Origin of the sequence: Pseudogemmobacter humi (assembly GCF_900609055.1) — a bacterium.
GTDB lineage: Bacteria > Pseudomonadota > Alphaproteobacteria > Rhodobacterales > Rhodobacteraceae > Pseudogemmobacter > Pseudogemmobacter humi.
Window position 1 is genome coordinate 196229 of sequence record NZ_UXAW01000048.1, and the last position, 20065, is coordinate 216293.

Below are 20065 nucleotides of genomic sequence, written 5' to 3' on the forward strand. Positions count from 1 at the left end.
CGACAGACGAACGAAACGGCGCCCCGCGGAATATCCGGGGGCGCCGTTTTCATTTCGCCCTCGGGGCGAAATAAGAAAAGGACGACAGATCGCTCTGCCGTCCTTTTCCGAAGATACCCGTCAGCTCAGCTGGCGGCGGCAGCGGCCAGCACGACCAGCAGCAGCAGCGGAACGAGAACGCCGCCCGACGACGAGGTCGAGGCCTTCACGACTTCCGGCTCCATGCGGGGCTCGACGAAGCCACCGGCGAAAGCGGACGAAGCGGCGACCGAGAGAGCGGCTGCAAGCGCGATTTTCTTCATTTTGAATCTCCAGTTATCGCATGCCGTCAAGATTGCAGAGGTAACGGCACGCACCCAAGTTCTGTCCTCGTGACCCCCTGTTAAGCAGCAGGCCGCAAAAAATGCAATTCACCGCATGCGTGGGATGCACGCTTGCGGCGGTTGTCGTCAAATAAGCAACACCTGGGTGCCGACCTGAGCCATCGAGAACAATTCCTCGACATGCTCGTTGTAGAGCCCGATGCAGCCGTTCGAGGATCTGCGCCCGATCTTGCGGGTGTCATGGGTGCCGTGGATCCGGTAATAGGTCCAGCTCAGGTAAAGCGCGCGGGTGCCGAGCGGATTGTCCGGCGCACCGCCCTCGACGACATCAGGCCATTCGGGGTTGCGTTCCTTCATCGCCGGCGTCGGGCGCCAGGACGGATTGACCACCTTCTGGACCACCTCGGTCCGGCCAAGGCGGGTCAGATCGTCCGACAGCGGCACCGAAGTGGGGTAAAGCCGGTAGACCGACTGATCCTCGGACCAATAATGCAGCGCGCGCGAGGTGATATCGACCAGGATCGCGCCCTTGCGGGTGTTGTCGAAATAGCCGCGCCAGTCCAGCATGCGGAAACTGGAGGCGTTGTTGCGCGCGGGGGCTTCCTGCGCAAGGGCGGGAAGGGCGCTCACGCCGAAGGCGGCGGCGCCCAGTGCGGCGGTGGCGTTGCCCAGCAATACACGGCGGTTCAGCCGGTCGGCGGTCATCTCGTTACTCCTGAGGCCCTGGATTTTAACGGCACCATAGCGATTCTGCCCGGCCTCCGCAAATCAAAGCCCCGTCAGCGGCCTTGCGCCGCCGAAACCACGCTGCCGCTGCCTTGCAAAGATCGGCTGGCGCGCAGAACTGGCATTTGCCAGCCCGCCGCGGTTTCGGTAAAGAAGGCAAAACACCGCAACGGGCAGTTATCTGGTGAGAAATATGAACAGACGTGCTTTCGTGCTGCTTGGCCCGGCGATTCTGCTGGCCGGCTGCGTCTCGGGGGCGGAACAGATCGAACTTGGCCCGGACGGCAAGCCCTTGCCCCGGGTCTACCGGATCACTCCGGCCGTCGCCCAGCAGATCCCTTTCCGCTTTCTTGATTCGGTGAACACGCTGCGCTCGGCCAAGGGGATCGGTCCGCTGACCTTCAGTTCGCAGCTGAACGCCGCGGCTGAGACCCATTCGCGCGACATGTCGGTGCAGAACCGGCCCTGGCATTTCGGCTCGGACGGCTCGTCGCCGCTGACGCGGGTGCAGCGGGTAGGCTATACCGGGCGGCTGCTGGGCGAGAATATCTCGGAAACCTACCAGACCGAGCTGGAGACGCTTTCGGTCTGGATGGCGGCCCCCGATCAGCGGTCGGTGATCCTGGATCCGGCGGCGCGCGAGGTCGGTTTCGCCTGGTATCAGGAAGAGGGCGGCAAGATCTGGTGGACCATGGTCACCGGCGGCTGAACCCCCGGCGGTATGAAAAAGGGCGGCCCTTCCGGGGCCGCCCTTTTCGTTTCCGCCCGGAGGGCCGGTCAGGGCAGGATATGGACCGGCGTGCCGATGTTGACCATGGAATAGATCACCTCGATCTCTTTGTCGGTGACGGCGACGCAGCCCTCGGTCCAGTCGCGCTGATACACCTTCCGCTTTGGCCCGCCGTGGATGAAAATCTCGCCGCCGGGCTTTTTGCCCTGGGATTCCGCGAATTCCTTGTCCACCACATTCGGGTAGTTGATGTAGAGCGAAAGGTGGTAGCTGGAATTCGGGTTCTTGAAGGTCATGTAATAGGTGCCTTCGGGGGTCTTGCCGTCGCCCTCGAACTGCTTGTGCCCGACCGGCGCGAAACCAAGCGCGACATCGTAGCTTTTCAGCACCTTCTGGTCATGCAGCAGATACATCCGGCGCTCGGCCTTGTGGATCTGGACCGAGGTGACCTCGGGGCCGCGGTATTTCAGGAATTTGGATTTCGGCCCGCAGGCCGCCAGCCCGAGCGCGATCACCAGGATGAGAAGAAGTCTGAAGGCCCGCATGGGTACCGCCTGTGGTCTGCCTGTATGTTTTTTTCATCCGATAGCGAAAATCGCCGCATCAGGCCAGCGGAAGCTGTGCCGCGAGGCTCTCACGGATGCGTTATTTCCCGCGCGAGAAGGCGGCGGCCAGTTCGATATGCACCGACCAGCGGAACTGATCGACCACCTGGACATGGTCCAGCCGCCAGCCGCCCTGTGCCAGTATTCGGGCGTCGCGGGCGAAGGTGACCGGGTTGCACGAGATCATCGCGAGGCGCTGAACCTCTGCCCGGGCAAGACGCTGGCATTGCGCTTCGGCCCCGGCGCGGGGCGGGTCGATCACCACGGCGTCGAAACCTTTCAGCTCGTCCGGCTCCAGCGGGCGGCGGAACAGATCGCGGGTCTCGGTGGTGATGCGCCTCAGCCCCGGCGTGGCGCGGGCGGCCTTTTCCAGCGCGGCGGTCAGTGCCGGGTGGCCCTCGACCGCGTGAACCTCGGCCTCGCGCGCGAGCGGCAGCGCGAAAGTGCCGAGACCGCAGAACAGATCGGCGATGCGCTTGGCCGGGCCGATGGCTTCGCGGGCGGCGGCGAGCAGCGCGGCCTCGCCCTGGCAGGTGGCCTGAAGAAAGGCGCCGGGCGGAAATTCCACCCGCGAGGGGCCGATGGCGATCTGCGGCGCCGCGCTTTGCGCGACGATTTCGCCCTCCCATGTCAGGCGCGCGAGGCCGAAGCGGTCGGCCAGCCGCGCCAGTTCCATCTGCATGGCGGCATCCGCGGGCTTGCCGCCGGTGACGGAAACGTCCGGCCCGGTCAGGCTCTGCGTCACCGTCAGCGACATTTCCGTGGTGCGCGAGCCGCCGAAGGCGACCAGCGCCTCAAGCGCGGGCAGGGTGGCCATCAGATCCGGGTGCAGCAGGCGGCACCCCGGCACCGGCACGATCATGCCCTGGCCTTTGGCGTGGAACCCGAGCAGAACGCCCCCCTTGGTGCGCCGGCCCGACAAAGTGGCACGGCGGCGCGAGGCCGGGGGCGAGGTCAGCGTCTGATCCGCGATCCCGGTCTCCAGCCCCTGCTGCGCCAGCGCCTCGCGCACCACCTCGCGCTTCCAGGCGGCGGTGAAGGGCTCTGCCGCGTGCTGCAACTGGCAGCCGCCGCAGGTGCGGGCATGGGGGCAGGGCGGTTTCACCCGCTCGGCCGAGGGCGTCAGGATCCGCGCGCCCTCCAGCCGGTCGCCCGACAGCACGCCTTCGACCTCTTCGCCGGGCAGCATCCCGGGCACGAAGACCGGCCCGCGCGGACCGGCCCCGATCCCGTCGCCCAGATGGCCGAGCCGGTCGATGACCAGCCGTATCGTCTCACTCATCCGCTTCTCCGGTGACGATGAAGCCGCCGGACTGGCGTTTCCAGTAGCGCGCGTAAAGCCCGTTCTGCGCCAGCAGCGCCTCATGGCTGCCTTCCTCGACGATCCTTCCGCGGTCCATCACGATGATCCGGTCCATCGCGACGATGGTCGAGAGACGGTGCGCGATGGCGAGCACGGTCTTGCCCTGCATCACCCGCTCAAGCGCCTCCTGGATCGAGGCTTCGACCTCGCTGTCGAGCGCCGAGGTCGCCTCGTCCAGCACGAGGATCGGCGCGTTTTTCAGAAAGGCGCGGGCCAGCGCGATCCGCTGCCGCTGCCCGCCGGAAAGTTTCACCCCCCGCTCGCCAAGGAAGGCGTCATAGGCCCGGCGGCCCTGGTGGTCGGCCATGCCGGTGATGAACTCATGCGCCTCGGCAGCGCGGGCGGCGGCTTCGATCTCGGCATCCGGGGCCCCGGGCTTGCCGTAAGCGATGTTGTCGCGGGCCGAGCGGTTGAACATCGCGGTTTCCTGCGTGACCATGCCGATCTGGCGGCGCAAACTCTCTTGCGTGACGCCGCGCAGGTCATGGCCGTCGATGGTGACCGAGCCGGTTTCGGGGTCGTAGAGCCGCAACAGGAGCGACACCAGCGTCGATTTCCCCGCCCCGCTGGCGCCGACGATGCCGATCTTCTCGCCCGGCAGGATGGTCAGCCGGATGCCCTGCACCCCGCCGTGGCCCTTTTCGTCCTGGCGGCCATAGGCGAAGGTCACGCCGTTGAAGCCGATCTCGCCCTTCACCGCCGGAAGCGGCCGCGCGCCCTCGGCATCGGCGAGCGTATGGGGAACGGAAAGGGTGTTCATCCCGTCCTCGACCTCGCCGACGCTGGTGTAGATCCCCATCAGGGTGAAGCTGACCCAGCCCGACATCTGCGCGATGCGCAGAGCCACGGCACCCGCGGCGGCGATGTCGCCCGCCGTCGCCGCGCCCGCCTGCCATTGCCAGAGCGTGCCGCCGATCAGCACCACCGGCAAGACGCCTGCCAGCGTCATCAGCGCAAGGCGGAACCAGGTGGAAATCTCGCCATATTCCAGCGAGGCCTCGCGGTAGGTCTCCATCGCCTTCAGCGCCACCCGGTCCTCGAAAGCGTGATGGGCGAACAGCTTCACGGTCTTGATATTGGTGATCGTATCGACCACCTGGCCCGAGACCATGGCGCGCGACGACGCCCGCGCGGCCGAGTTCTTGCGGATGCGGGGCAGAAAGAAGCGGATCATCGCCAGATAGGCCGCCAGCCAGACCATCAGCGCGGCGGCAACCAGGGGGTCGATCACCAAGAGGAAGATCGCCGAGCCCACCACCGAGGCCAGCGCGAAACAGACGGTGTTGATGATCTCGGTCGCGGTATCGGTGACGGCGCGCGCCGCCTGCATCTGCTTTTGCGCGATGCGCCCGGCGAAATCGTTGTCGAAAAAGGTGACGGCCTGGCCCAAAGTCCAGCGGTGCAGGCGCGACAGCACCAGGGGCATCACGTTCGGCCCGATCACCACCGCGTTCGAGGCTGATGAGAGCCCGAACGCCAGCGGCCGCAGCACCAGGTAGAACACGAGGAACCCGGCGATCAGCCCGAGGTGATCGGCGAAAAAGCCCTGCGGCCCGGCCTCGACCGCGGTGTCGATCACCCAGCCGAGGATGATCGCGCTGACCACCTCGGTCGTGCCCGCCAGCGCCGACAGGACACCGGCCAGCAGCAGCATCGGCCCCGCCCCGCGCAGGCACCAGCGCATGAACGCGCCAAGGCTTTGCGGCGGCGGCCCCTCGGCGGGGCGGAAGGCGTCGATCCGGTCGCCGAGCCAGGCGAAGCCACTGGTGAAGACGCTCATTCCCCTTCTTCCTCCAGGCCGATGAACCCGCCCGACTGGCGCGCCCAGAACCTTGCGTAAAGCCCGTTCAGCGCCAGAAGTTCCGCATGCGTCCCCTGTTCGGCGACGCGGCCGTCGTCCAGCACCACGATCCGGTCCATCGCGGCGATGGTGGACAGCCGGTGGGCGATGGCGATCACGGTCTTGCCCTGCATCACGCCGTAAAGCGCGTCCTGGATCGTCGCCTCGGCCTCGGAATCCAGCGCCGAGGTCGCCTCGTCGAGGATCAGGATCGGCGCGTCCTTCAGGATCACCCGCGCCAGCGCCACCCGCTGGCGCTGCCCGCCGGAAAGTTTCACCCCGCGCTCGCCGACATGGGCGTCATAGCCCTTGCGGCCCTGGGGATCCTCCAGCGTCAGGATGAACTCATGCGCATCGGCGCGGCGGGCGCTCGCGATCATCTCGTCCTCGGTCGCGTCGGGGCAGCCGTAGAGGATGTTCTCGCGCACCGAGCGGTGCAGAAGGCTGCTATCCTGCTGCACCATGCCGATCAGGCGGCGCAGACTGTCCTGCGTGACCCGGGTCACGTCCTGGCCGTCGATCAGGATGCGGCCGCCCTCGGGGTCGTAGAACCGCAGCATCAGCCTGACCAGCGAGGATTTCCCCGCGCCCGAGCGCCCGACGAGGCCGATCTTCTCGCCCGGGCGGATCACCAGGCTGACGCCCTGAACGCCCCCGGCCTCGCGCCCGTAATGGTGGCGCAGGTCCTGGAGTTCGATCAGCCCCTCGCGGTATTCCAGCGGCTTCGCGCCGGGCGCGTCGGTCAGGCCGATCGGATGGGTGATGGTCTGCATCCCCTCCTGCACCACGCCCAAAGCCTGGACGAGGCCCGAGAACGCCCACATGATCCAGAAGGTCATGTTGTTGAGCCGCAAAACCAGCGCCGAGGCCGCGGCGACGGTGCCGGTCGAAGCCTCGCCCCCGATCCACAGCCAGACAGCCCAGCCGATCACCGCCACGATCAGGAACCCGTTCAAGAGCGTCAGCGCGAGGTCCATCTTCGTGATGATCCGCATCTCGGTCTGAAAGGTGGCGCGGGCGTTTTCGATGGCCTCTTTCGCGTAGAGGATTTCGCGGTCGTGATGGGCGAACAGCTTGACCGAATGGATGTTGGAATAGGCGTCCACCACCCGCGCGGTGACGGCCGAGCGCGCGTCGGAACTGGCCATGGCGGCCGGTCCGGCGCGGCGGATCGTCCAGCGCACCAGCGCCATGTAAAGCGCGAACCAGGCCACCAGCGGCAAAAGCAGGCGCGGGTCGGCCTCGGCCAGCATCAGCCCGGCGCCGATCACGGTGACGGCGGCGAAGGCCATGGCGTCGAAGGTCTGGAACACCGCATCCCCCGCCGCCGGGGGCGTCTGCATGATGCGGTTGGCGATGCGCCCGGCGAAATCGCTCTCGAACCAGCCGACCGGCTGGCGGATCACATGGCGATGCGCGCGCCAGCGGATCATGGTGCCGAAATTCGGCAGGATCGTATTGTGCAGAAGCGCCACGTTCGAGACCTGGATCAGCGGGCGCAAGACCAGCACCGCCAGCGCGACCAGCGCCACCTCGGCGCCGTTCTCGCGCAGGAAATCCGCCGGGCCGGTGGCGACCATCAGGTCGATCAGCCGCCCCAGATACCAGATCAGCGCCACCTCGATGAAGGCCGAGGCGACCGACAGCGCGCCGGTCACGGCAAAGACCCGGCGGAACGGGCGGATATACTCCAGCAGGAACGGCCAGAGCCGGCGCGGCGGCGTGTCCGTTTCGGCGTAGGGACGATAGGGGTCGATCAGACCCTCGAAAAAGCGAAACATTTCAGCACCCGGGATTGCCTGCGGGTTTTAGCGGTTTTCGCGGCGGAAGGGAACTCAGGCTTCCGGCAGGGCCAGAAGTGCGGCACGGCTCAGCCGCAGGTCCGAGGCGAGCCAGGCTTGCTTCAGCGCCCTGAGCCGCGCGCCGAGAGCGGGGCCGGAAAGCCCGGGCATCAGATCGGCGGCGGTTACGGGGAAGGTGCCGGCGGCGCCCCGCGCGATGTTCTCTCGCCAGCCCCGGGGCGGCGGGTTGCCGGTCAGCGCGGCGCGGGCCAGGATCGCATCCGTGGCGATTTCTGCGCCGAACATGTGGCCGAGCGCGGCCGGCAGGCCGCCTTCGCGGGTGGCTTCGCTCAGGCTTTCCATGCTGCGGGTTTCGGCAGAGGACAGCCGCAGGTCGCGCCAGCCCTCGCCGCCAAGACAGGCCAGACGGCGGGTCCAGCGGGGGGGCTCGCCGTTCTCCAGATGCACCAGAACCGGCAGGGCGCGCGGGTCCGCGCCGGGCAGGATGCGGGTCAGCACGCCGCTTGCCGCCATCGCGGCGACGGCGGGCGCCGGGTCGGGGGCAGAGAGCAGCTTCTTCATCTCGGCCCCGATCCGCTCGCGCGAGAGCGTTCCGATGCCGTCCGCCAGTTCGGCGCAGGCGGCGAGGCCCTCGGGGTCCGGCCCCTCTGCCGGATCGCCATACCAGGCGAGGAAGCGGAAAAAGCGCAGGATGCGCAGGTAATCCTCGCGGATGCGCGCGCCGGGCTCGCCCACGAAGCGGATGCGCCGCGCCAGGGCATCGGCGATACCGCTGCCGAGCGGGTCGCTCACCTCGCCGTCGCGGCGCGCGTAAAGCGCGTTCATGGTGAAATCGCGCCGCATCGCGTCGTCCTCGATCCGGTCGGCAAAGGCGACCACGGCGCGGCGGCCGTCGGTTTCCACATCGCGGCGGAAGGTGGTGATCTCGTAGGGCTCGTGCCCGGCGATCACCGTCACCGTGCCGTGGCCGATCCCGGTCGGCACGCATTTCAGCCCGGCCGCGGCCGCGAGTGCCGCCACCCGTTCCGGCCGCGCGTCGGTCGAGATGTCCACATCGGCGACCGGCTCTCCGAGGATCGCATTGCGCACACAGCCGCCCACGGCCCAGGCCCGGTGGCCCGCGGCCTCCAGCATCGCAAGCACCTCTTGCGTCCCGGCGCGTGTCAGCCAGTCGCCGGTGATCCTCATTCCGCCTGCCTTCCCGCCATGCCGCGCAGGATACGCGCGGTCGCGCCCCAGATATACCAGGGGCCCCAGGGAATGGTGTAATAGCGCCGCCATTCGCCGCGCCACATCCGCCGCTCGATCGAATAGCGCGGGATCGCAAGAAGATGCGACAGCGGCACGGTGAAGATCTCGGCCACCTCGCCCGCCTCGGGGCGCGGGGTGAAGGGGCCGCGGATCAGGCCCAGCACCGGAGTGACGGTGAAGCCGGTCACGGTCTCATGATCGGGCAGGCGGCCCATGGTTTCCACCGAGGCCGGATCCAGCCCGATCTCTTCGCGCGATTCGCGCAGGGCGGCGGCTTCGGGGCTGCCGTCCTGCGGGTCGATCTTGCCGCCCGGGAAGGCGACCTGGCCCGGATGGTGGCGCAGCTGCGACGAGCGTTTGGTCAGCACCACCCGGGGGCCGCTTTCGCACGGCCAGACCGGCACCAGCACGGCGGCGGGGCGCAGCGGGCGGCCCTCGGGCAGCCGGACGCCCGGGTTCAGGTCGTAATCCGACGAGGCGCCGCCGGACTTTTCCAGCAGGCGCCCCAGCAGAAGGCCCACGTCATCCGGCATCGCCGCCCTCGAACCCGAGGCTCACCGGGTCCATCTCGTAATGCGCGCCGCAGAACTGGCAATCGGCGGTGACGATGCCCTCGGCGGTCGTCATATGGGCGATGTCCTTGCGGCTGTAGATCGACAGCGTGCTGCGGACCTTTTCTTCCGAGCAGGAACAGCCGAAACGCACCGGCTGGGCGTCGAACACGCGCGGGCTTTCCTCGTGGAACAGCCGCACCAGCAGGTCGGTCGGCGCCACCAGGGGGCCGATCATCTCCAGTTCCTCGACGGTATCCAAAAGCAGATTGGCGCGGTTCCAGTCCTCGGCCGGCTCGCCCGAGAGGATATCGGCGTGGGTCAGCAGCCCGCCCTCGCCCGAGCCGCCCGAAGCCGCGACGCCGCCGGTCTGCGGCATGTGTTGCAGCATCACGCCGCCCGCGCGCCACGAGGCCGCCTGGCCCGGCACCGCGCTTTTGCCGAACGAAAGCTGGAACCGGGTCGGCAACTGCTCGGACTGGGCGAAATACGCTCCGGCGCAGGCGGCGATGCTGCCGCCCGCGATCGGGGTGAAGCCCTGATACGGCAGCATGCCCTGGCCCTGGTCGAGCATGACGGCGAAATAGCCTTCGCCGATCAGGCCGAACGGATCCGGCGTGCCGCTGATGCGATCCGCGTCGAAACTGGCATAGGCGCGGATGCGGGCGGGCTCGCCTTCGGCCTGGGGGCCGTAGTAATCGGTGGCGATCAGCCGGGCCGGGCCGTTGCCGCGCACCTGGAGCGAGAGCTTCCAGCGCAGCTTGATGGTCTGGCCGATCAGCGCGGTCAAGAGCGCGGCCTCGGCCACCAGCGCCTCGATGGCGGGCGGATAATTGTGCTGGGCCAGCACCTGGTCCAGCACGCCGTCAAGCCGCGCCACCCGGCCGCGGATGCCGGAACGGTCGAGCTGGAAGGGAAGGACGGTATCGTCCCATGCGATTTTAGAGCCGATGGCCATGAGGATATCCTTGCGCGCGGGGGTGTCCGCAGAACGGGGCCGCAGAACGGAGCCGCGGGAATGTGGGGTCAGCCTTGCCTTGACGGGAAGGCTCTGGCAATCCGGGCCTATATAGGCGGTAAAACCAGGGCGACCAAGGGGGCGGGTCATGATCCGGCGATATGGCGAGGCGGTGAAACCGGGGCAGAGCTACCGCCGCCGCCCGGGGGTCTATTCGGTGCTGCCCCGGGGCGGGAAGATCCTTGTCACCTTCCAGGAAAGCCCGGTCCCTGAGTTCCAGCTTCCCGGCGGCGGCATCGACCCGGGCGAGCATCCTTTGGCCGCCCTGCACCGCGAGGTGTTCGAGGAGACCGGCTGGAAGATCGCCGCGCCGCGCCGGGTGGGGGCGTTCCGGCGCTTTACTTACATGCCGGAATACGACTTCTGGGCGGAAAAGATCTGCACGGTCTATCTGGCGCATCCGGTGCGGCCTCTGGGTCCGCCGCGCGAGGCGGGCCATACCGCGGTCTGGCTGGATGCCAGTGAGGCGCCGGATCTGCTGGGGAACCCCGGCGACCGGGCGATGCTGGCGAAGGTGCTCGCGGGGCTCTAGTGTCGCTTGCGGGCCAGCACGGCCTCGCGCCAGACCACATAGATGCCCGAGCCGCAGATCAGCGCGATCCCGGCCCATGAGGTCAGGTCGGGCCAGGTGCCGAAGATCACCACGCCCCAGAAGATCGCCATCGGCATTCCGGCATAGTCGAAGGGCGCGATCAGCGCGGCTTCGGTGGTGCGGTAGGCCTGGGCGACCATCAGCCCGGCGATCGAGACCGACAGCCCGGTCAGCAGGAACCAGGGCCAGTCGGCGGCGGGCGGCCAGATCCAGGGCCGGAACAGAAAGGCCCAGAGCGGATCGTCGTTCGCGAAACGCCCGTCGCCCGCCACCAGCCCCATGATCACCGAGATCAGCATGAATCCGGCCATGGTGAAGAACGAGAAGGAAAGCGCCGTCTCGGTCTCGCGCATCATCCGGGTCATCAGATTGCCGATGGCGTAAAGCAGCGCCGCCAGCAGCACCAGAAGCGCCGCGCCCTGGATCACCCCGGCGCCGGGGCGCAGGATCAGCACGGTGCCGGACAGGCCGAGCGCCACCGCCGTCCAGCGCCGCGCTCCGACCCTTTCGCGCAGGGCAACGACCGAGAGCGCGGTGACGAACAGGGGGCTCGTGTAGGAAACCGCCGCCGCATCGGCCAGCGGCATCGCGGCAAGGCCGGTGAAATAGACCGAATTGGAGGTCAGGATCACCAGCACCCGGGTCATATGCCCGAAGGGCCGCCGCGTGCGCAGTTGCGCGAAGCCGCCCTGCGAGCGCGTGATCAGCACCAGAAGGAAGCACAGCCCGATCATCGCCCGGATCAGCACGATCTGATGCAGCGCATAGCCCGCCGACAGATGCTTGATCGCCATGTCATTGACCGAGAACAGCGCCATCCCGCCCGCGGCGAGCAGGATTCCGGTCAGGGCAGGATTTGAGGGCCTGGTCATTGGATCGAGGATTGGCCCGGACCGGCGCCGCCGTCTGTCCTTGCCGCGACATGGACGCGCCGCAGAACGCGGTCGAGCGTGTCGAGAAACCGCGAGCGGTCGGCTTTGGAGAAGCTGCGCCCGCCGCCCTGGCGGAACGGATCGGCCGACCGCAGATCCGTCATCAGATCGCGGGTGGCGAGGGTGGTGCCGATATTCGCCGGCGTCAGTTCCTGGCCGTCGGGCTTCACAACCGCCGCGCCTCCGGCGATCACCCGGGCGGCGAGCGGAATGTCCGATGTCACCACCACATCGCCCGCCCCGGCATGATCGGCGATCCAGCGGTCGGCCTCATCGAGCCCCGAGCCGACATAGACCGAGGACACCAGCGGATGCGCCGACGGCCGGATGCCGCCGTTCGAGACCAGCACCATCGGCACCGACTGCCGGACGGCGACCCGCTCGGCCTCGGCTTTCACCGGGCAGGCGTCGGCGTCGATGTAGAGCACCATCTTTCCCCCTTGCCGCAAAAATCTTCGAAGATTTTTGCAAATTCCTTCGAAGGAATTTGGCGGCTCAGCCCATCAACGCATCGGCGTGAAAGGCGATATGGTCTTCGATGAAGGACGAGACGAAGAAATAGCTGTGATCGTAGCCCTTCTGCATGCGGAAGGTGCCGCCCTGGCGGCGCTCGGTCATCGCGCTGGCCAAGGCCTCGGGCTTCAGCAGGTCGATGAACTGATCGGCCGTGCCCTGGTCGATCAGCACCGGCCCGTCGAAGCCGCGTTTCCTCATCAGAAGCGTGGCGTCATGCGGCGCCCAGGCTGATTCGTCCTTGCCCAGATAGGCGGTGAACTGCTTCCTGCCCCAGTCCGAGGCGGACGGGTTGCAGATCGGCGCGAAGGCCGAAACCGAGGAGAACCGGCCCGGCAGGCTCATGGCGATGGTCAGCGCGCCGTGGCCGCCCATGGAATGGCCGGTGATCGCCTGGAGGGTTTCCTCCAGCGGGAAGGCGCGGAACACCAGATCCGGCAGTTCGTCGGTCACGTAATCCCACATGCTGAAATGCGGCGCCCAGGGGGATTCGGTCGCATTGACGTAGAAACCGGCGCCCTGGCCCAGATCATAGGCCTCGTCATTGGCGACGCCCTCGCCGCGCGGGCTGGTGTCGGGGAAGATCAGCGCGATCCCGGCCTCGGCCGCCCAGCGTTGCGCCCCCGCCTTGACCATGGCGTTCTCATGGGTGCAGGTCAGGCCCGACAGATACCAGAGCAGCGGCACCGGCCCGTCCTCGGCCCCTTCGGGCAGGAACAGGCCAAAGGTCATATCGGTTCCCGTGGCCTGCGAGGCATGGGTATAGACCCCTTGCACGCCCCCGAAGCAGCGGTTTTCCGAAATCGTCTTCATAGCGTCTCCACCTGGGTAGGTCGCGCGAACAGGGTCTGGCGCGATGCGGGCTTGTCCGGCGCCACAATGGCCGCAACCGCGGCGGGGGGCAAGGCCGCAACCGCGGCGGGGGCAGGGCCGGACGGGCCGAAGCGCGCCGGAAGACGGGCATGACGAAAGGCCCGGCCGCAGTTGCCAACCGCCGGGCCGGCGGGCATGATGGCGCGGCCATGAGTTCCATTCCAGAACCCGAGGTCCGCAGGGGCCGAAAATTTGAGCAGGTGGTGGACGGCGCTTTGCGTGTCTTCCTTCGCGACGGATTCGAAGGCGCCTCGGTCGATGAGATCGCGCGTGAGGCCGGGGTGTCGAAAGCCACGCTCTATTCCTATTTCCCCGACAAGCGCATCATGTTCGCCGAGGTGTTCAGTGCCGAATGCCACCGCCAGGCCGACCGTGCCGAGACCGAACTGGCGCGCACACCGGGCGCGCGTGAGTTCCTGACCTTCGCGGGCCAGCGGGTGATCGAGTTCACTTTGTCGGATTTCGGCCGCCGCCTGTTCCGGCTGATCGTGGCCGAGGTAGCACGATTCCCCGAACTTGCGCGGGAGTTCTACTCGAACGGGCCGGGCCTTCTGCGCCGCAAGCTGGTGGAGCGTCTGCGCGAACTCAGCCAGCGCGGCGAGCTTTCGATCACCGACTACGACCTCGCCGCCGATCAGTTCGTGCAGCTCTGCCGGGCGGCGGTCCACGACCGGCTGATGCTGGATCTGGTGCAGGACATCCGCCCCGAAGAGGTGGCGAAATCGGTCGAGAGCGCGGTGGAGATGTTCATGGCGCGTTACGGGGCGCGGGGGGAAGCGGAGCGTGCCGAAAGGTCCGGCTGAAGGGGGCGAAGCAGAAGTGCCGTCTTGTTATGTTGCAGAACTTCAAATCTCCCGCATTCTCTCAATGCCTGCGCAAAGTCCCGGTGGCTCAGCTTGCCCAAGGCGGATTCGGGGCTTGATTGCGCCAGTTGCTTGCGTAACCAGTGGGAGGCCGTCCAGCCGCCGGGCATATCGGAACTTCTGAGAATCCGCTCGAGTTCGGGGATCAGCCGTTCCAGTTCGGAGGGCGCCGACGCGGCGCTGAGAGGTTTGGGCGCCGGAGCCGGGGGTGTGGTCCGCGTTTTACCCGTGGCCGCTTTGCCCGCCTTCACCTCATCGAACTGATAAAAGCACGAGCATGCATTGCGGAACGAGGCTGGCGTTCTGCCGTCTCCGATCCCGATCACCCGGATTCCGATCTCGCGCAATTGCTCGGCCAGATAGCTGAAATCGCGATCTCCGGTGACGATGGCGATGGTCGGGAACTCCTCGCGCAGCGCCAGCAGCATCGCCTCGACGCACAGGAGCATATCGGCGGAATTCTTGCCCGGCCGGGTCGGGCACAGGCGGAATCCGTGATCTTCCCAGCCCGAGATATGCTGCAATCCCCCATAGACCCGCCGGATCCGGGCATCGCCGCAGAGCCGGGCGACCGGCAGCAGATCAGGCGCAAAGGTCTTCGGGATATTCTCGCCATCCACAAGCAGGGCAAGCGGGGTGTCGACCAGAGCGGTCAGCGGGGCGGACAGGGCGGCGGTGGGCGACAGATCCATGGGCGCGGCAATTCATCTGATAAACCGCATCAGTTTTTCCGCCGATTGTGTTCGAAGAAGGGCTGCCCGCCCGCGCGGGACAATTTTCTTCGAAGAAAATTGCAAAATCCTTCGAAGGATTTTGGCCCCGGCCTGGCCTCAGCCGTTCTCTTTCAGCACCTGGCCTGCCAGATAGAGCGAGCCGCAGATCAGCACCCGCGCCTGGGGGTTCTCCGCCACCACCCTCGCCAGCGCAGCAGCGACCGAGGGAGCGGTCTCTGCGTTGATTCCGGCGGTGTGCGCCGCGTCGCGGGTGGCCTCAGGCGGCAGGGTGTTCGGCTCGCCCGGGATCCCGACCGCGATCAGCCGATGCACCCGGGGCGCGAGCGGGCGCATGTAGCCGGTCACATCCTTGGTGTTGAGCATGCCGCAGATCAGGAAGGTCTCGCGCGCGGGCATCCGCGCGAGCGTAGCCGCCACCGCCTCGCCGCCCGCCGGATTGTGGCCGCCGTCGAGCCAGAGTTCGGCCTGCGGTGCACTTTCCGCGAGCGGGCCGCGTGTCAGTCTTTGCATCCGGGCGGGCCAGACGGCGCGCGTCACCGCGGCCTCGCAGGCGGCCTCGTCCCGGCCCAGAAGGCGCAAAGCCGCGATGGCCGCGCCCGCGTTCATAATCTGATGCGGCCCGGGCAGGTTGGGCAGCGGCAGATCCAGCAGGCCGTTCTCGTCCTGATAGATCATCCGCCCGCGTTCCTCGTCGACATGCCAGTGCTGGCCATGGGCGAAGATGGGCGCGCCAAGCCGCGCGGCGGTGGCCTCGATCACCGCGAGCCCCTCGTCCTCCTGCGGGCCGACCACGACCGGCACGCCGCGCTTGATGATCCCGGCCTTCTCACCGGCGATCTCGCGCAGGGTTTCGCCCAGATATTGCTGATGGTCGATGGAAACCGGCGTGATGATCGTCAGCCGCGGCTGGTCCACCACATTGGTGGCATCCAGCCGACCGCCGAGGCCGACCTCCAGCAGGGTGAAATCAGCGGGAGTGCGGGCAAAAGCCAGCATCGCCGCGACGGTGGTGATCTCGAAGAAGGTGATCGCCTCGCCGCCGTTCGCCGCCACGCATTCGTCCAGCAGCGCGGTCAGCGCGGGTTCTGAAATCAGCTCGCCCGCCAGCCGGATCCGCTCATGGAACCGCGCCAGATGCGGTGAGGTATAGGCGTGGACGCGCGCGCCTCCGGCCTCCAGCCCGGCGCGGATCATCGCCTGGGTCGAGCCCTTGCCGTTCGTCCCCGCCAGATGGATCACCGGCGGCAGATTCCGTTCGGGATGTCCGAGCGCGGCCAAGAGGCGATGCACCCGGTCGAGCGTCAGGTCGATGACCTTGGGGTGCAGGGTCATCATCCGCTCAAGGATGGCGTCGGAACCGAGCGTGCTCACGCCTGGTCTCCGCTCGCGGGGGCGGGTTCCGGGGCGGCGGCGGGGGCCGCCAGATCGCCGCGCATCTCCGGGGGCTGCCCCATCAGCATCCGAAGGATGGTGATCAGCTCCTCGCGCAGTTCCTTGCGGTGGGTCACCCGGTCCAGCATGCCGTGGTCGAGCAGATATTCTGCGCGCTGGAAGCCCTCGGGCAGTTTCTCGCGGATGGTCTGTTCGATGACGCGCGGCCCGGCGAAACAGATCAGCGCATTCGGCTCGGCGATCTGCACATCGCCCAGCATGGCGTAAGAGGCGGTGACGCCGCCGGTGGTCGGATGGGTCAGCACGACGATATAGGGGAGCCCTGCTTCCTTCAGCATCTGGATCGCGACTGTGGTGCGTGGCATCTGCATGAGGGCAAGAATGCCCTCCTGCATCCGCGCCCCGCCCGCGGCGGAGAACACCACGAAGGGCTTCTTCATCGCGACCGCGCGCTGGGCGCCCGCAATGAAGGCATTGCCGACATACATCGACAAAGAGCCGCCGATGAAGGCGAAATCCTGCGCGGCGGCGACGACCGGGGTGCGGCCGATCTCGCCCTCGGCCACCAGCATGGCCTCTTTCTCGCCGGTGGCCTTCTGCGCCGCCTTCAGCCGGTCGGGATATTTCTTCTGATCGCGGAAATGCAGCGGATCGGCGATCGGGTCGGGCACCTTCACCTCGGTGAAGATGCCGCCGTCGAACAGCGCCCGGAAACGATCGCGCGGCGTGATCGCCATATGGTGGTCGCAGTTCGAGCAGACGTTGAGGCTGGCCTCCATCTCGCGGTGGAACAGCATGGTCCCGCATTCGGGGCATTTGGTCCACAGGTTCTCGGGCACCTCACGCCGCGAGAAGAGCGAATTGATCTTCGGGCGGACGTAGTTGGTGATCCAGTTCATGCGAATGCCTCTCCGGCCGGTGTCGGTCGGCCCCGAGATAAGCCGGGCAGGGCACGATTGCAATCCGCAGGCGCGGGGTTCGGCGGCGAAAGGGGGCCCTGCCCCCTCGCGCCTTCGGCGCTCACCCCCGGGGTATTTATATCAGGGTGAAAGCATAAGGGGCTTTCATCCTGACCCAAATACCCCCGCCGGAGGCGTCCGGCGCCTGCCATCGGGCGCGCGGTCAGATCCTGCGCCGCGCGCGCAACGCCGCGCCGAGCGTGCCGTCGTCGAGATAGTCCAGTTCGCCGCCGACCGGCACGCCCTGAGCGAGGGTCGAGATCTGCGCTTCGGTTCCCGCGAGGGCATCGGCGATGTAATGCGCGGTGGTCTGGCCGTCGACCGTGGCGTTCAGCGCGAGGATCACCTCGGCTATGCCCTCGTCCGTCACCCGCCGCGCGAGGCGGGGGATGCCCAGTTCATCCGGCCCCAGCCCGTCGAGCGCCGACAGCGTGCCGCCCAGCACGTGGTAGCGGCCGCGGAACACGCCTGCGCGTTCCAGCGCCCAGAGATCGGCCACATCCTCGACCACGCAGATCTCGCGGGTGGCGCGGGCGGGGTCCTGGCAGATCGGGCAGATCTCGGTCGTCGAGATATTGCCGCAGATCTGGCAGTCGCGGGCGTTCAGCGCCACCTGGGCCATGGCCTGGGCGAGCGGCGCCATGACCTGGCCGCGGCGTTTGAGCATCATCAGCACCGCGCGCCGCGCCGAGCGCGGCCCGAGGCCCGGAAGCCGCGCCATCAGCTCGATCAGCGCGTCGATCCCGGCGTCTTCGGGGGCGGCGCCCACGTTCAGAACGGCAGCTTCATGTCGGCGGGCAGGCCGAGCGCCTCGGTCAGCCTGCGCATCTCGTCGGCGGATCTGGTGGCGGCGCGGCCCTGGGCATCCTTGATCGCGGCGAGGATCAGGTCTTCCAGCACCTCTTTCTCGGTCGGCACCAGGATCGACGGGTCGATGTCGAGCCCGGTCACCTCGCCTTTCGCAGTGGCGCGCGCCTTCACGAGGCCGGCGCCGCTTTCGCCGATCACTACGGTGGTGGCCAGGCTCTCCTGCAACTCGGCCATTTTGGTCTGCATTTCCTGCGCGGCCTTCATCATCTTCGACATATCGCCGAGACCGCCGAGGGCACCGAGACCTTTGAACATGGGCTTTCCTTCCTGAAACCGGCTTTATCCCGAGATACGGACGCCAGGGCGCCCGCGCAAGAGAGGGCTATTCCTCGAACGGATCCCAGTCGTCGCCGGTTTCCGGGTCCGCCTCGGGCAGGGCCTCGGCGGCGGCCTGGGCGGCCAGATCCTCGGGCGAGCGGATGTCGGTGATCCGGGCCGCGGGGAAGGCTTTGAGCACGGCCTGCACCATCGGGCTGAGCCGCGCTTCCGCCTCGGCGGCGCGGCGCTCGCTGGCCTGGGCCTCGGCGATGGTCGGCGCACCGCCCGAGCCGACGACCGAGACGCCCCAGCGGGTGTGCGTCCAGCCCTGGAGGCGCTGCGACAGCCGCGCGGCGAGGTCGGGTTTCGCGCCGGGGGCGGGCTCGAATTCGATCCTTCCGGGGGCGAAATGCACGAGCCGGACGTAATCCTCGACCTCTTTCAGCAAAAGCGCGTCGCGCTTTTCGCGGATCAGCGCGATCAGCTGTTCGAAAGAGGCGCAGATCACCTGCGGCGCGGCGGCAAGTGCGGGGGCCGCGGCCGACATGGTGGCGCCCATCATGGGGCCGCGTGCGGGCGCCATCGGCGCGCGCATCGCGCCATGGACGGTGCCGCCGCCGCCCCCGGCCGGAGCGCCGCCGGAGGGGCCACCTGTGGGGCCGCCTGGGGGCGGGCGCGGCGAGTCGGCCAGTTTCTTCACCAGCTGCGCCGGATCGGGCAGTTCCGCCACATGGGTCAGGCGGATGATCGCCATTTCCGCCGCCATCATCGCGTTCGGGGCCTGGCCGACCTCTTCCAGCGCCTTCAGCAGCATCTGCCACATCCGCGTCAGCGCCCGCATCGGCAGTTTCGCGGCCATCTCCAGCCCGCGTGCGCGCTCGTCGGGGGGCACGGTCGGGTCTTCGGCGGTCTCGGGCGTGATCTTGATGACCGAAATCCAGTGGGTGATCTCGGCCAGATCGCGCAGCACCGCCATCGGGTCCGCCCCGTCGGCATATTGCGCCGACAGTTCGGTGAGCGCGTCAGACGCCTGCCCCTTCATCACCATGTCGAACAGATCGAGCGTCCGGCCCCGGTCGGCGAGGCCCAGCATGGCGCGCACCGCGCCCGCGGTGGTCTCACCCTGACCGTGGCTGATCGCCTGGTCGAGGATCGAGGTCGCGTCGCGGGCCGAGCCTTCGGCGGCGCGGGTGATCAGCGCCAGAGCCTCGTCGGTGATCTGCGCGCCCTCGGCCCCGGCGATCCTGCGCAGAAGGGCCATCATCACCTCGGGCTCGATCCGTTTCAGATCGAACCTTTGGCAGCGCGACAGCACCGTGACCGGAACCTTGCGGATCTCTGTGGTGGCGAAGATGAATTTTACATGGGCGGGCGGCTCTTCCAGCGTCTTCAAAAGCGCGTTGAAGGCCGCGGTCGAGAGCATGTGCACTTCGTCGATGATATAGACTTTGAACCGCGCCGAGGCCGCCCGGTAATGGACCGAGTCGATGATCTCGCGGATGTCGTTCACCCCGGTGCGCGAGGCGGCGTCCATTTCCATCACATCGACGTGGCGGCCCTCGGCGATGGCCACGCAATGCTCGCATTTGCCGCAGGGCTCGGTCGTCGGGCCGCCCTGGCCGTCCGGCCCGATGCAGTTCAGCCCCTTGGCGATGATGCGGGCGGTGGTGGTCTTGCCGGTGCCGCGGATGCCGGTCATCACGAAGGCATGCGCGATGCGCGAGGCCTCGAAGGCGTTCTTCAGCGTGCGGACCATCGCCTCCTGGCCGACGAGATCGGCGAAGGTCTCGGGGCGGTATTTGCGGGCGAGAACCTGATAGGCCGGTGGCTGGGTTTCGGACATAGGGCCTCCTGCGGTCGGGGCCAATCT

21 protein-coding genes are annotated in these 20065 nt (G+C 67.7%); 3 read left to right on the forward strand and 18 right to left on the reverse strand.

Annotated features, from left to right (window positions below; translation table 11 throughout):
- Window positions 1-125 precede the first annotated feature (125 nt).
- Window positions 126-302, reverse strand: coding sequence for a hypothetical protein (locus XINFAN_RS21930; RefSeq protein ID WP_199286370.1), 177 nt, complete (start codon window positions 300-302; stop codon window positions 126-128).
- 147 nt (window positions 303-449) lie between these two features.
- The gene (locus XINFAN_RS05700; protein WP_124085512.1) at window positions 450-1028 is read right to left on the reverse strand and encodes a L,D-transpeptidase; all 579 of its coding nucleotides are present in this window, start codon (window positions 1026-1028) and stop codon (window positions 450-452) included.
- A gap of 214 nt (window positions 1029-1242) precedes the next feature.
- Here XINFAN_RS05700 and dalA point away from each other — a divergent pair, with 214 nt between their 5' ends.
- Window positions 1243-1758 (forward strand): divisome-associated lipoprotein DalA, encoded by a 516-nt coding sequence (gene dalA, locus XINFAN_RS05705; protein WP_124085513.1) that lies wholly within the window; start codon window positions 1243-1245, stop codon window positions 1756-1758.
- Window positions 1759-1826: 68 nt separating this feature from the next.
- On the opposite strand, the gene XINFAN_RS05710 is transcribed toward dalA, so the two are convergent.
- From XINFAN_RS05710 to hslO, 7 genes are all read right to left on the reverse strand, one after another.
- Window positions 1827-2324, reverse strand: a complete 498-nt coding sequence (locus tag XINFAN_RS05710; protein ID WP_124085514.1) for a L,D-transpeptidase family protein — start codon at window positions 2322-2324, stop codon at window positions 1827-1829.
- A 100-nt stretch (window positions 2325-2424) separates the two neighbouring features.
- Complete coding sequence (locus tag XINFAN_RS05715) at window positions 2425-3666, reverse strand: class I SAM-dependent RNA methyltransferase (RefSeq protein ID WP_435530851.1); 1242 nt, start codon at window positions 3664-3666, stop codon at window positions 2425-2427.
- Window positions 3659-5527, reverse strand: a complete 1869-nt coding sequence (locus XINFAN_RS05720; protein ID WP_124085515.1) for an ABC transporter ATP-binding protein — start codon at window positions 5525-5527, stop codon at window positions 3659-3661. Before XINFAN_RS05720 ends, XINFAN_RS05715 begins: the two co-directional genes overlap by 8 nt.
- Entirely contained in the window at window positions 5524-7368 is a 1845-nt protein-coding gene (locus XINFAN_RS05725) for an ABC transporter ATP-binding protein (RefSeq protein ID WP_124085516.1), read from the reverse strand. The genes XINFAN_RS05720 and XINFAN_RS05725 overlap by 4 nt, the downstream gene beginning before the upstream one ends.
- A 54-nt stretch (window positions 7369-7422) precedes the next feature.
- Entirely contained in the window at window positions 7423-8577 is a 1155-nt protein-coding gene (locus XINFAN_RS05730; RefSeq protein ID WP_124085517.1) for a CCA tRNA nucleotidyltransferase, read from the reverse strand.
- On the reverse strand, window positions 8574-9173 hold the full coding sequence (locus XINFAN_RS05735) for a CoA pyrophosphatase (protein WP_124085518.1): 600 nt from the start codon (window positions 9171-9173) through the stop codon (window positions 8574-8576). Before XINFAN_RS05735 ends, XINFAN_RS05730 begins: the two co-directional genes overlap by 4 nt.
- Window positions 9163-10149: an Hsp33 family molecular chaperone HslO gene (hslO, locus tag XINFAN_RS05740; RefSeq protein ID WP_124085519.1), complete on the reverse strand. Its 987-nt coding sequence runs from the start codon at window positions 10147-10149 to the stop codon at window positions 9163-9165. The genes XINFAN_RS05735 and hslO overlap by 11 nt, the downstream gene beginning before the upstream one ends.
- 148 nt (window positions 10150-10297) lie before the next feature.
- Here hslO and XINFAN_RS05745 point away from each other — a divergent pair, with 148 nt between their 5' ends.
- Window positions 10298-10741, forward strand: a complete 444-nt coding sequence (locus XINFAN_RS05745) for an NUDIX hydrolase (RefSeq protein ID WP_124085520.1) — start codon at window positions 10298-10300, stop codon at window positions 10739-10741.
- Here the strand turns inward: XINFAN_RS05745 and XINFAN_RS05750 are convergent.
- The 3 genes from XINFAN_RS05750 to fghA form a co-directional block, all read right to left on the reverse strand.
- Complete coding sequence (locus tag XINFAN_RS05750) at window positions 10738-11673, reverse strand: DMT family transporter (RefSeq protein ID WP_124085521.1); 936 nt, start codon at window positions 11671-11673, stop codon at window positions 10738-10740. The genes XINFAN_RS05745 and XINFAN_RS05750 overlap by 4 nt on opposite strands.
- Window positions 11670-12164, reverse strand: a complete 495-nt coding sequence (locus XINFAN_RS05755; RefSeq protein WP_124085522.1) for a YaiI/YqxD family protein — start codon at window positions 12162-12164, stop codon at window positions 11670-11672. Before XINFAN_RS05755 ends, XINFAN_RS05750 begins: the two co-directional genes overlap by 4 nt.
- Window positions 12165-12228: 64 nt before the next feature.
- Entirely contained in the window at window positions 12229-13059 is an 831-nt protein-coding gene (gene fghA, locus XINFAN_RS05760) for an S-formylglutathione hydrolase (RefSeq protein WP_124085523.1), read from the reverse strand.
- Between the two features lie 209 nt (window positions 13060-13268).
- On the opposite strand from fghA, the gene XINFAN_RS05765 reads away from it, so the two are divergent.
- Window positions 13269-13922, forward strand: coding sequence for a TetR/AcrR family transcriptional regulator (locus XINFAN_RS05765; protein WP_124085524.1), 654 nt, complete (start codon window positions 13269-13271; stop codon window positions 13920-13922).
- Here XINFAN_RS05765 and XINFAN_RS05770 read toward each other — a convergent pair.
- The 6 genes from XINFAN_RS05770 to XINFAN_RS05795 form a co-directional block, all read right to left on the reverse strand.
- The gene (locus tag XINFAN_RS05770) at window positions 13877-14674 is read right to left on the reverse strand and encodes an NYN domain-containing protein (protein WP_124085525.1); all 798 of its coding nucleotides are present in this window, start codon (window positions 14672-14674) and stop codon (window positions 13877-13879) included. The two genes, XINFAN_RS05765 and XINFAN_RS05770, sit on opposite strands and share 46 nt — an antisense overlap.
- A 138-nt stretch (window positions 14675-14812) precedes the next feature.
- Window positions 14813-16087, reverse strand: coding sequence for a bifunctional folylpolyglutamate synthase/dihydrofolate synthase (locus XINFAN_RS05775; RefSeq protein ID WP_124085526.1), 1275 nt, complete (start codon window positions 16085-16087; stop codon window positions 14813-14815).
- Complete coding sequence (gene accD / locus XINFAN_RS05780) at window positions 16084-17007, reverse strand: acetyl-CoA carboxylase, carboxyltransferase subunit beta (RefSeq protein ID WP_124085527.1); 924 nt, start codon at window positions 17005-17007, stop codon at window positions 16084-16086. The genes XINFAN_RS05775 and accD overlap by 4 nt, the downstream gene beginning before the upstream one ends.
- A gap of 223 nt (window positions 17008-17230) precedes the next feature.
- Window positions 17231-17836, reverse strand: a complete 606-nt coding sequence (gene recR, locus XINFAN_RS05785) for a recombination mediator RecR (RefSeq protein ID WP_124085528.1) — start codon at window positions 17834-17836, stop codon at window positions 17231-17233.
- 2 nt (window positions 17837-17838) lie between these two features.
- Window positions 17839-18192, reverse strand: coding sequence for a YbaB/EbfC family nucleoid-associated protein (locus XINFAN_RS05790; RefSeq protein ID WP_124085529.1), 354 nt, complete (start codon window positions 18190-18192; stop codon window positions 17839-17841).
- Window positions 18193-18259: 67 nt separating this feature from the next.
- Window positions 18260-20038: a DNA polymerase III subunit gamma/tau gene (locus tag XINFAN_RS05795; RefSeq protein ID WP_124085530.1), complete on the reverse strand. Its 1779-nt coding sequence runs from the start codon at window positions 20036-20038 to the stop codon at window positions 18260-18262.
- Between the last annotated feature and the right edge of the window lie 27 nt (window positions 20039-20065).

Bases quoted from the DNA above. Each gene is read 5' to 3' on its own strand.
- XINFAN_RS05725 (WP_124085516.1), bottom strand. From the start codon at position 7,368: ATGTTTCGCTTTTTCGAGGGTCTGATCGACCCCTATCGTCCCTACGCC.
- hslO (WP_124085519.1), bottom strand. From the start codon at position 10,149: ATGGCCATCGGCTCTAAAATCGCATGGGACGATACCGTCCTTCCCTTC.
- XINFAN_RS21930 (WP_199286370.1), bottom strand. From the start codon at position 302: ATGAAGAAAATCGCGCTTGCAGCCGCTCTCTCGGTCGCCGCTTCGTCC.
- XINFAN_RS05770 (WP_124085525.1), bottom strand. From the start codon at position 14,674: ATGGATCTGTCGCCCACCGCCGCCCTGTCCGCCCCGCTGACCGCTCTG.
- XINFAN_RS05730 (WP_124085517.1), bottom strand. From the start codon at position 8,577: ATGAGGATCACCGGCGACTGGCTGACACGCGCCGGGACGCAAGAGGTG.
- XINFAN_RS05765 (WP_124085524.1), top strand. From the start codon at position 13,269: ATGAGTTCCATTCCAGAACCCGAGGTCCGCAGGGGCCGAAAATTTGAG.
- XINFAN_RS05720 (WP_124085515.1), bottom strand. From the start codon at position 5,527: ATGAGCGTCTTCACCAGTGGCTTCGCCTGGCTCGGCGACCGGATCGAC.
- XINFAN_RS05750 (WP_124085521.1), bottom strand. From the start codon at position 11,673: ATGACCAGGCCCTCAAATCCTGCCCTGACCGGAATCCTGCTCGCCGCG.
- XINFAN_RS05745 (WP_124085520.1), top strand. From the start codon at position 10,298: ATGATCCGGCGATATGGCGAGGCGGTGAAACCGGGGCAGAGCTACCGC.
- XINFAN_RS05790 (WP_124085529.1), bottom strand. From the start codon at position 18,192: ATGTTCAAAGGTCTCGGTGCCCTCGGCGGTCTCGGCGATATGTCGAAG.
- XINFAN_RS05715 (WP_435530851.1), bottom strand. From the start codon at position 3,666: ATGAGTGAGACGATACGGCTGGTCATCGACCGGCTCGGCCATCTGGGC.
- XINFAN_RS05735 (WP_124085518.1), bottom strand. From the start codon at position 9,173: ATGCCGGATGACGTGGGCCTTCTGCTGGGGCGCCTGCTGGAAAAGTCC.
- XINFAN_RS05795 (WP_124085530.1), bottom strand. From the start codon at position 20,038: ATGTCCGAAACCCAGCCACCGGCCTATCAGGTTCTCGCCCGCAAATAC.
- fghA (WP_124085523.1), bottom strand. From the start codon at position 13,059: ATGAAGACGATTTCGGAAAACCGCTGCTTCGGGGGCGTGCAAGGGGTC.
- XINFAN_RS05710 (WP_124085514.1), bottom strand. From the start codon at position 2,324: ATGCGGGCCTTCAGACTTCTTCTCATCCTGGTGATCGCGCTCGGGCTG.
- XINFAN_RS05700 (WP_124085512.1), bottom strand. From the start codon at position 1,028: ATGACCGCCGACCGGCTGAACCGCCGTGTATTGCTGGGCAACGCCACC.
- dalA (WP_124085513.1), top strand. From the start codon at position 1,243: ATGAACAGACGTGCTTTCGTGCTGCTTGGCCCGGCGATTCTGCTGGCC.
- XINFAN_RS05755 (WP_124085522.1), bottom strand. From the start codon at position 12,164: ATGGTGCTCTACATCGACGCCGACGCCTGCCCGGTGAAAGCCGAGGCC.
- accD (WP_124085527.1), bottom strand. From the start codon at position 17,007: ATGAACTGGATCACCAACTACGTCCGCCCGAAGATCAATTCGCTCTTC.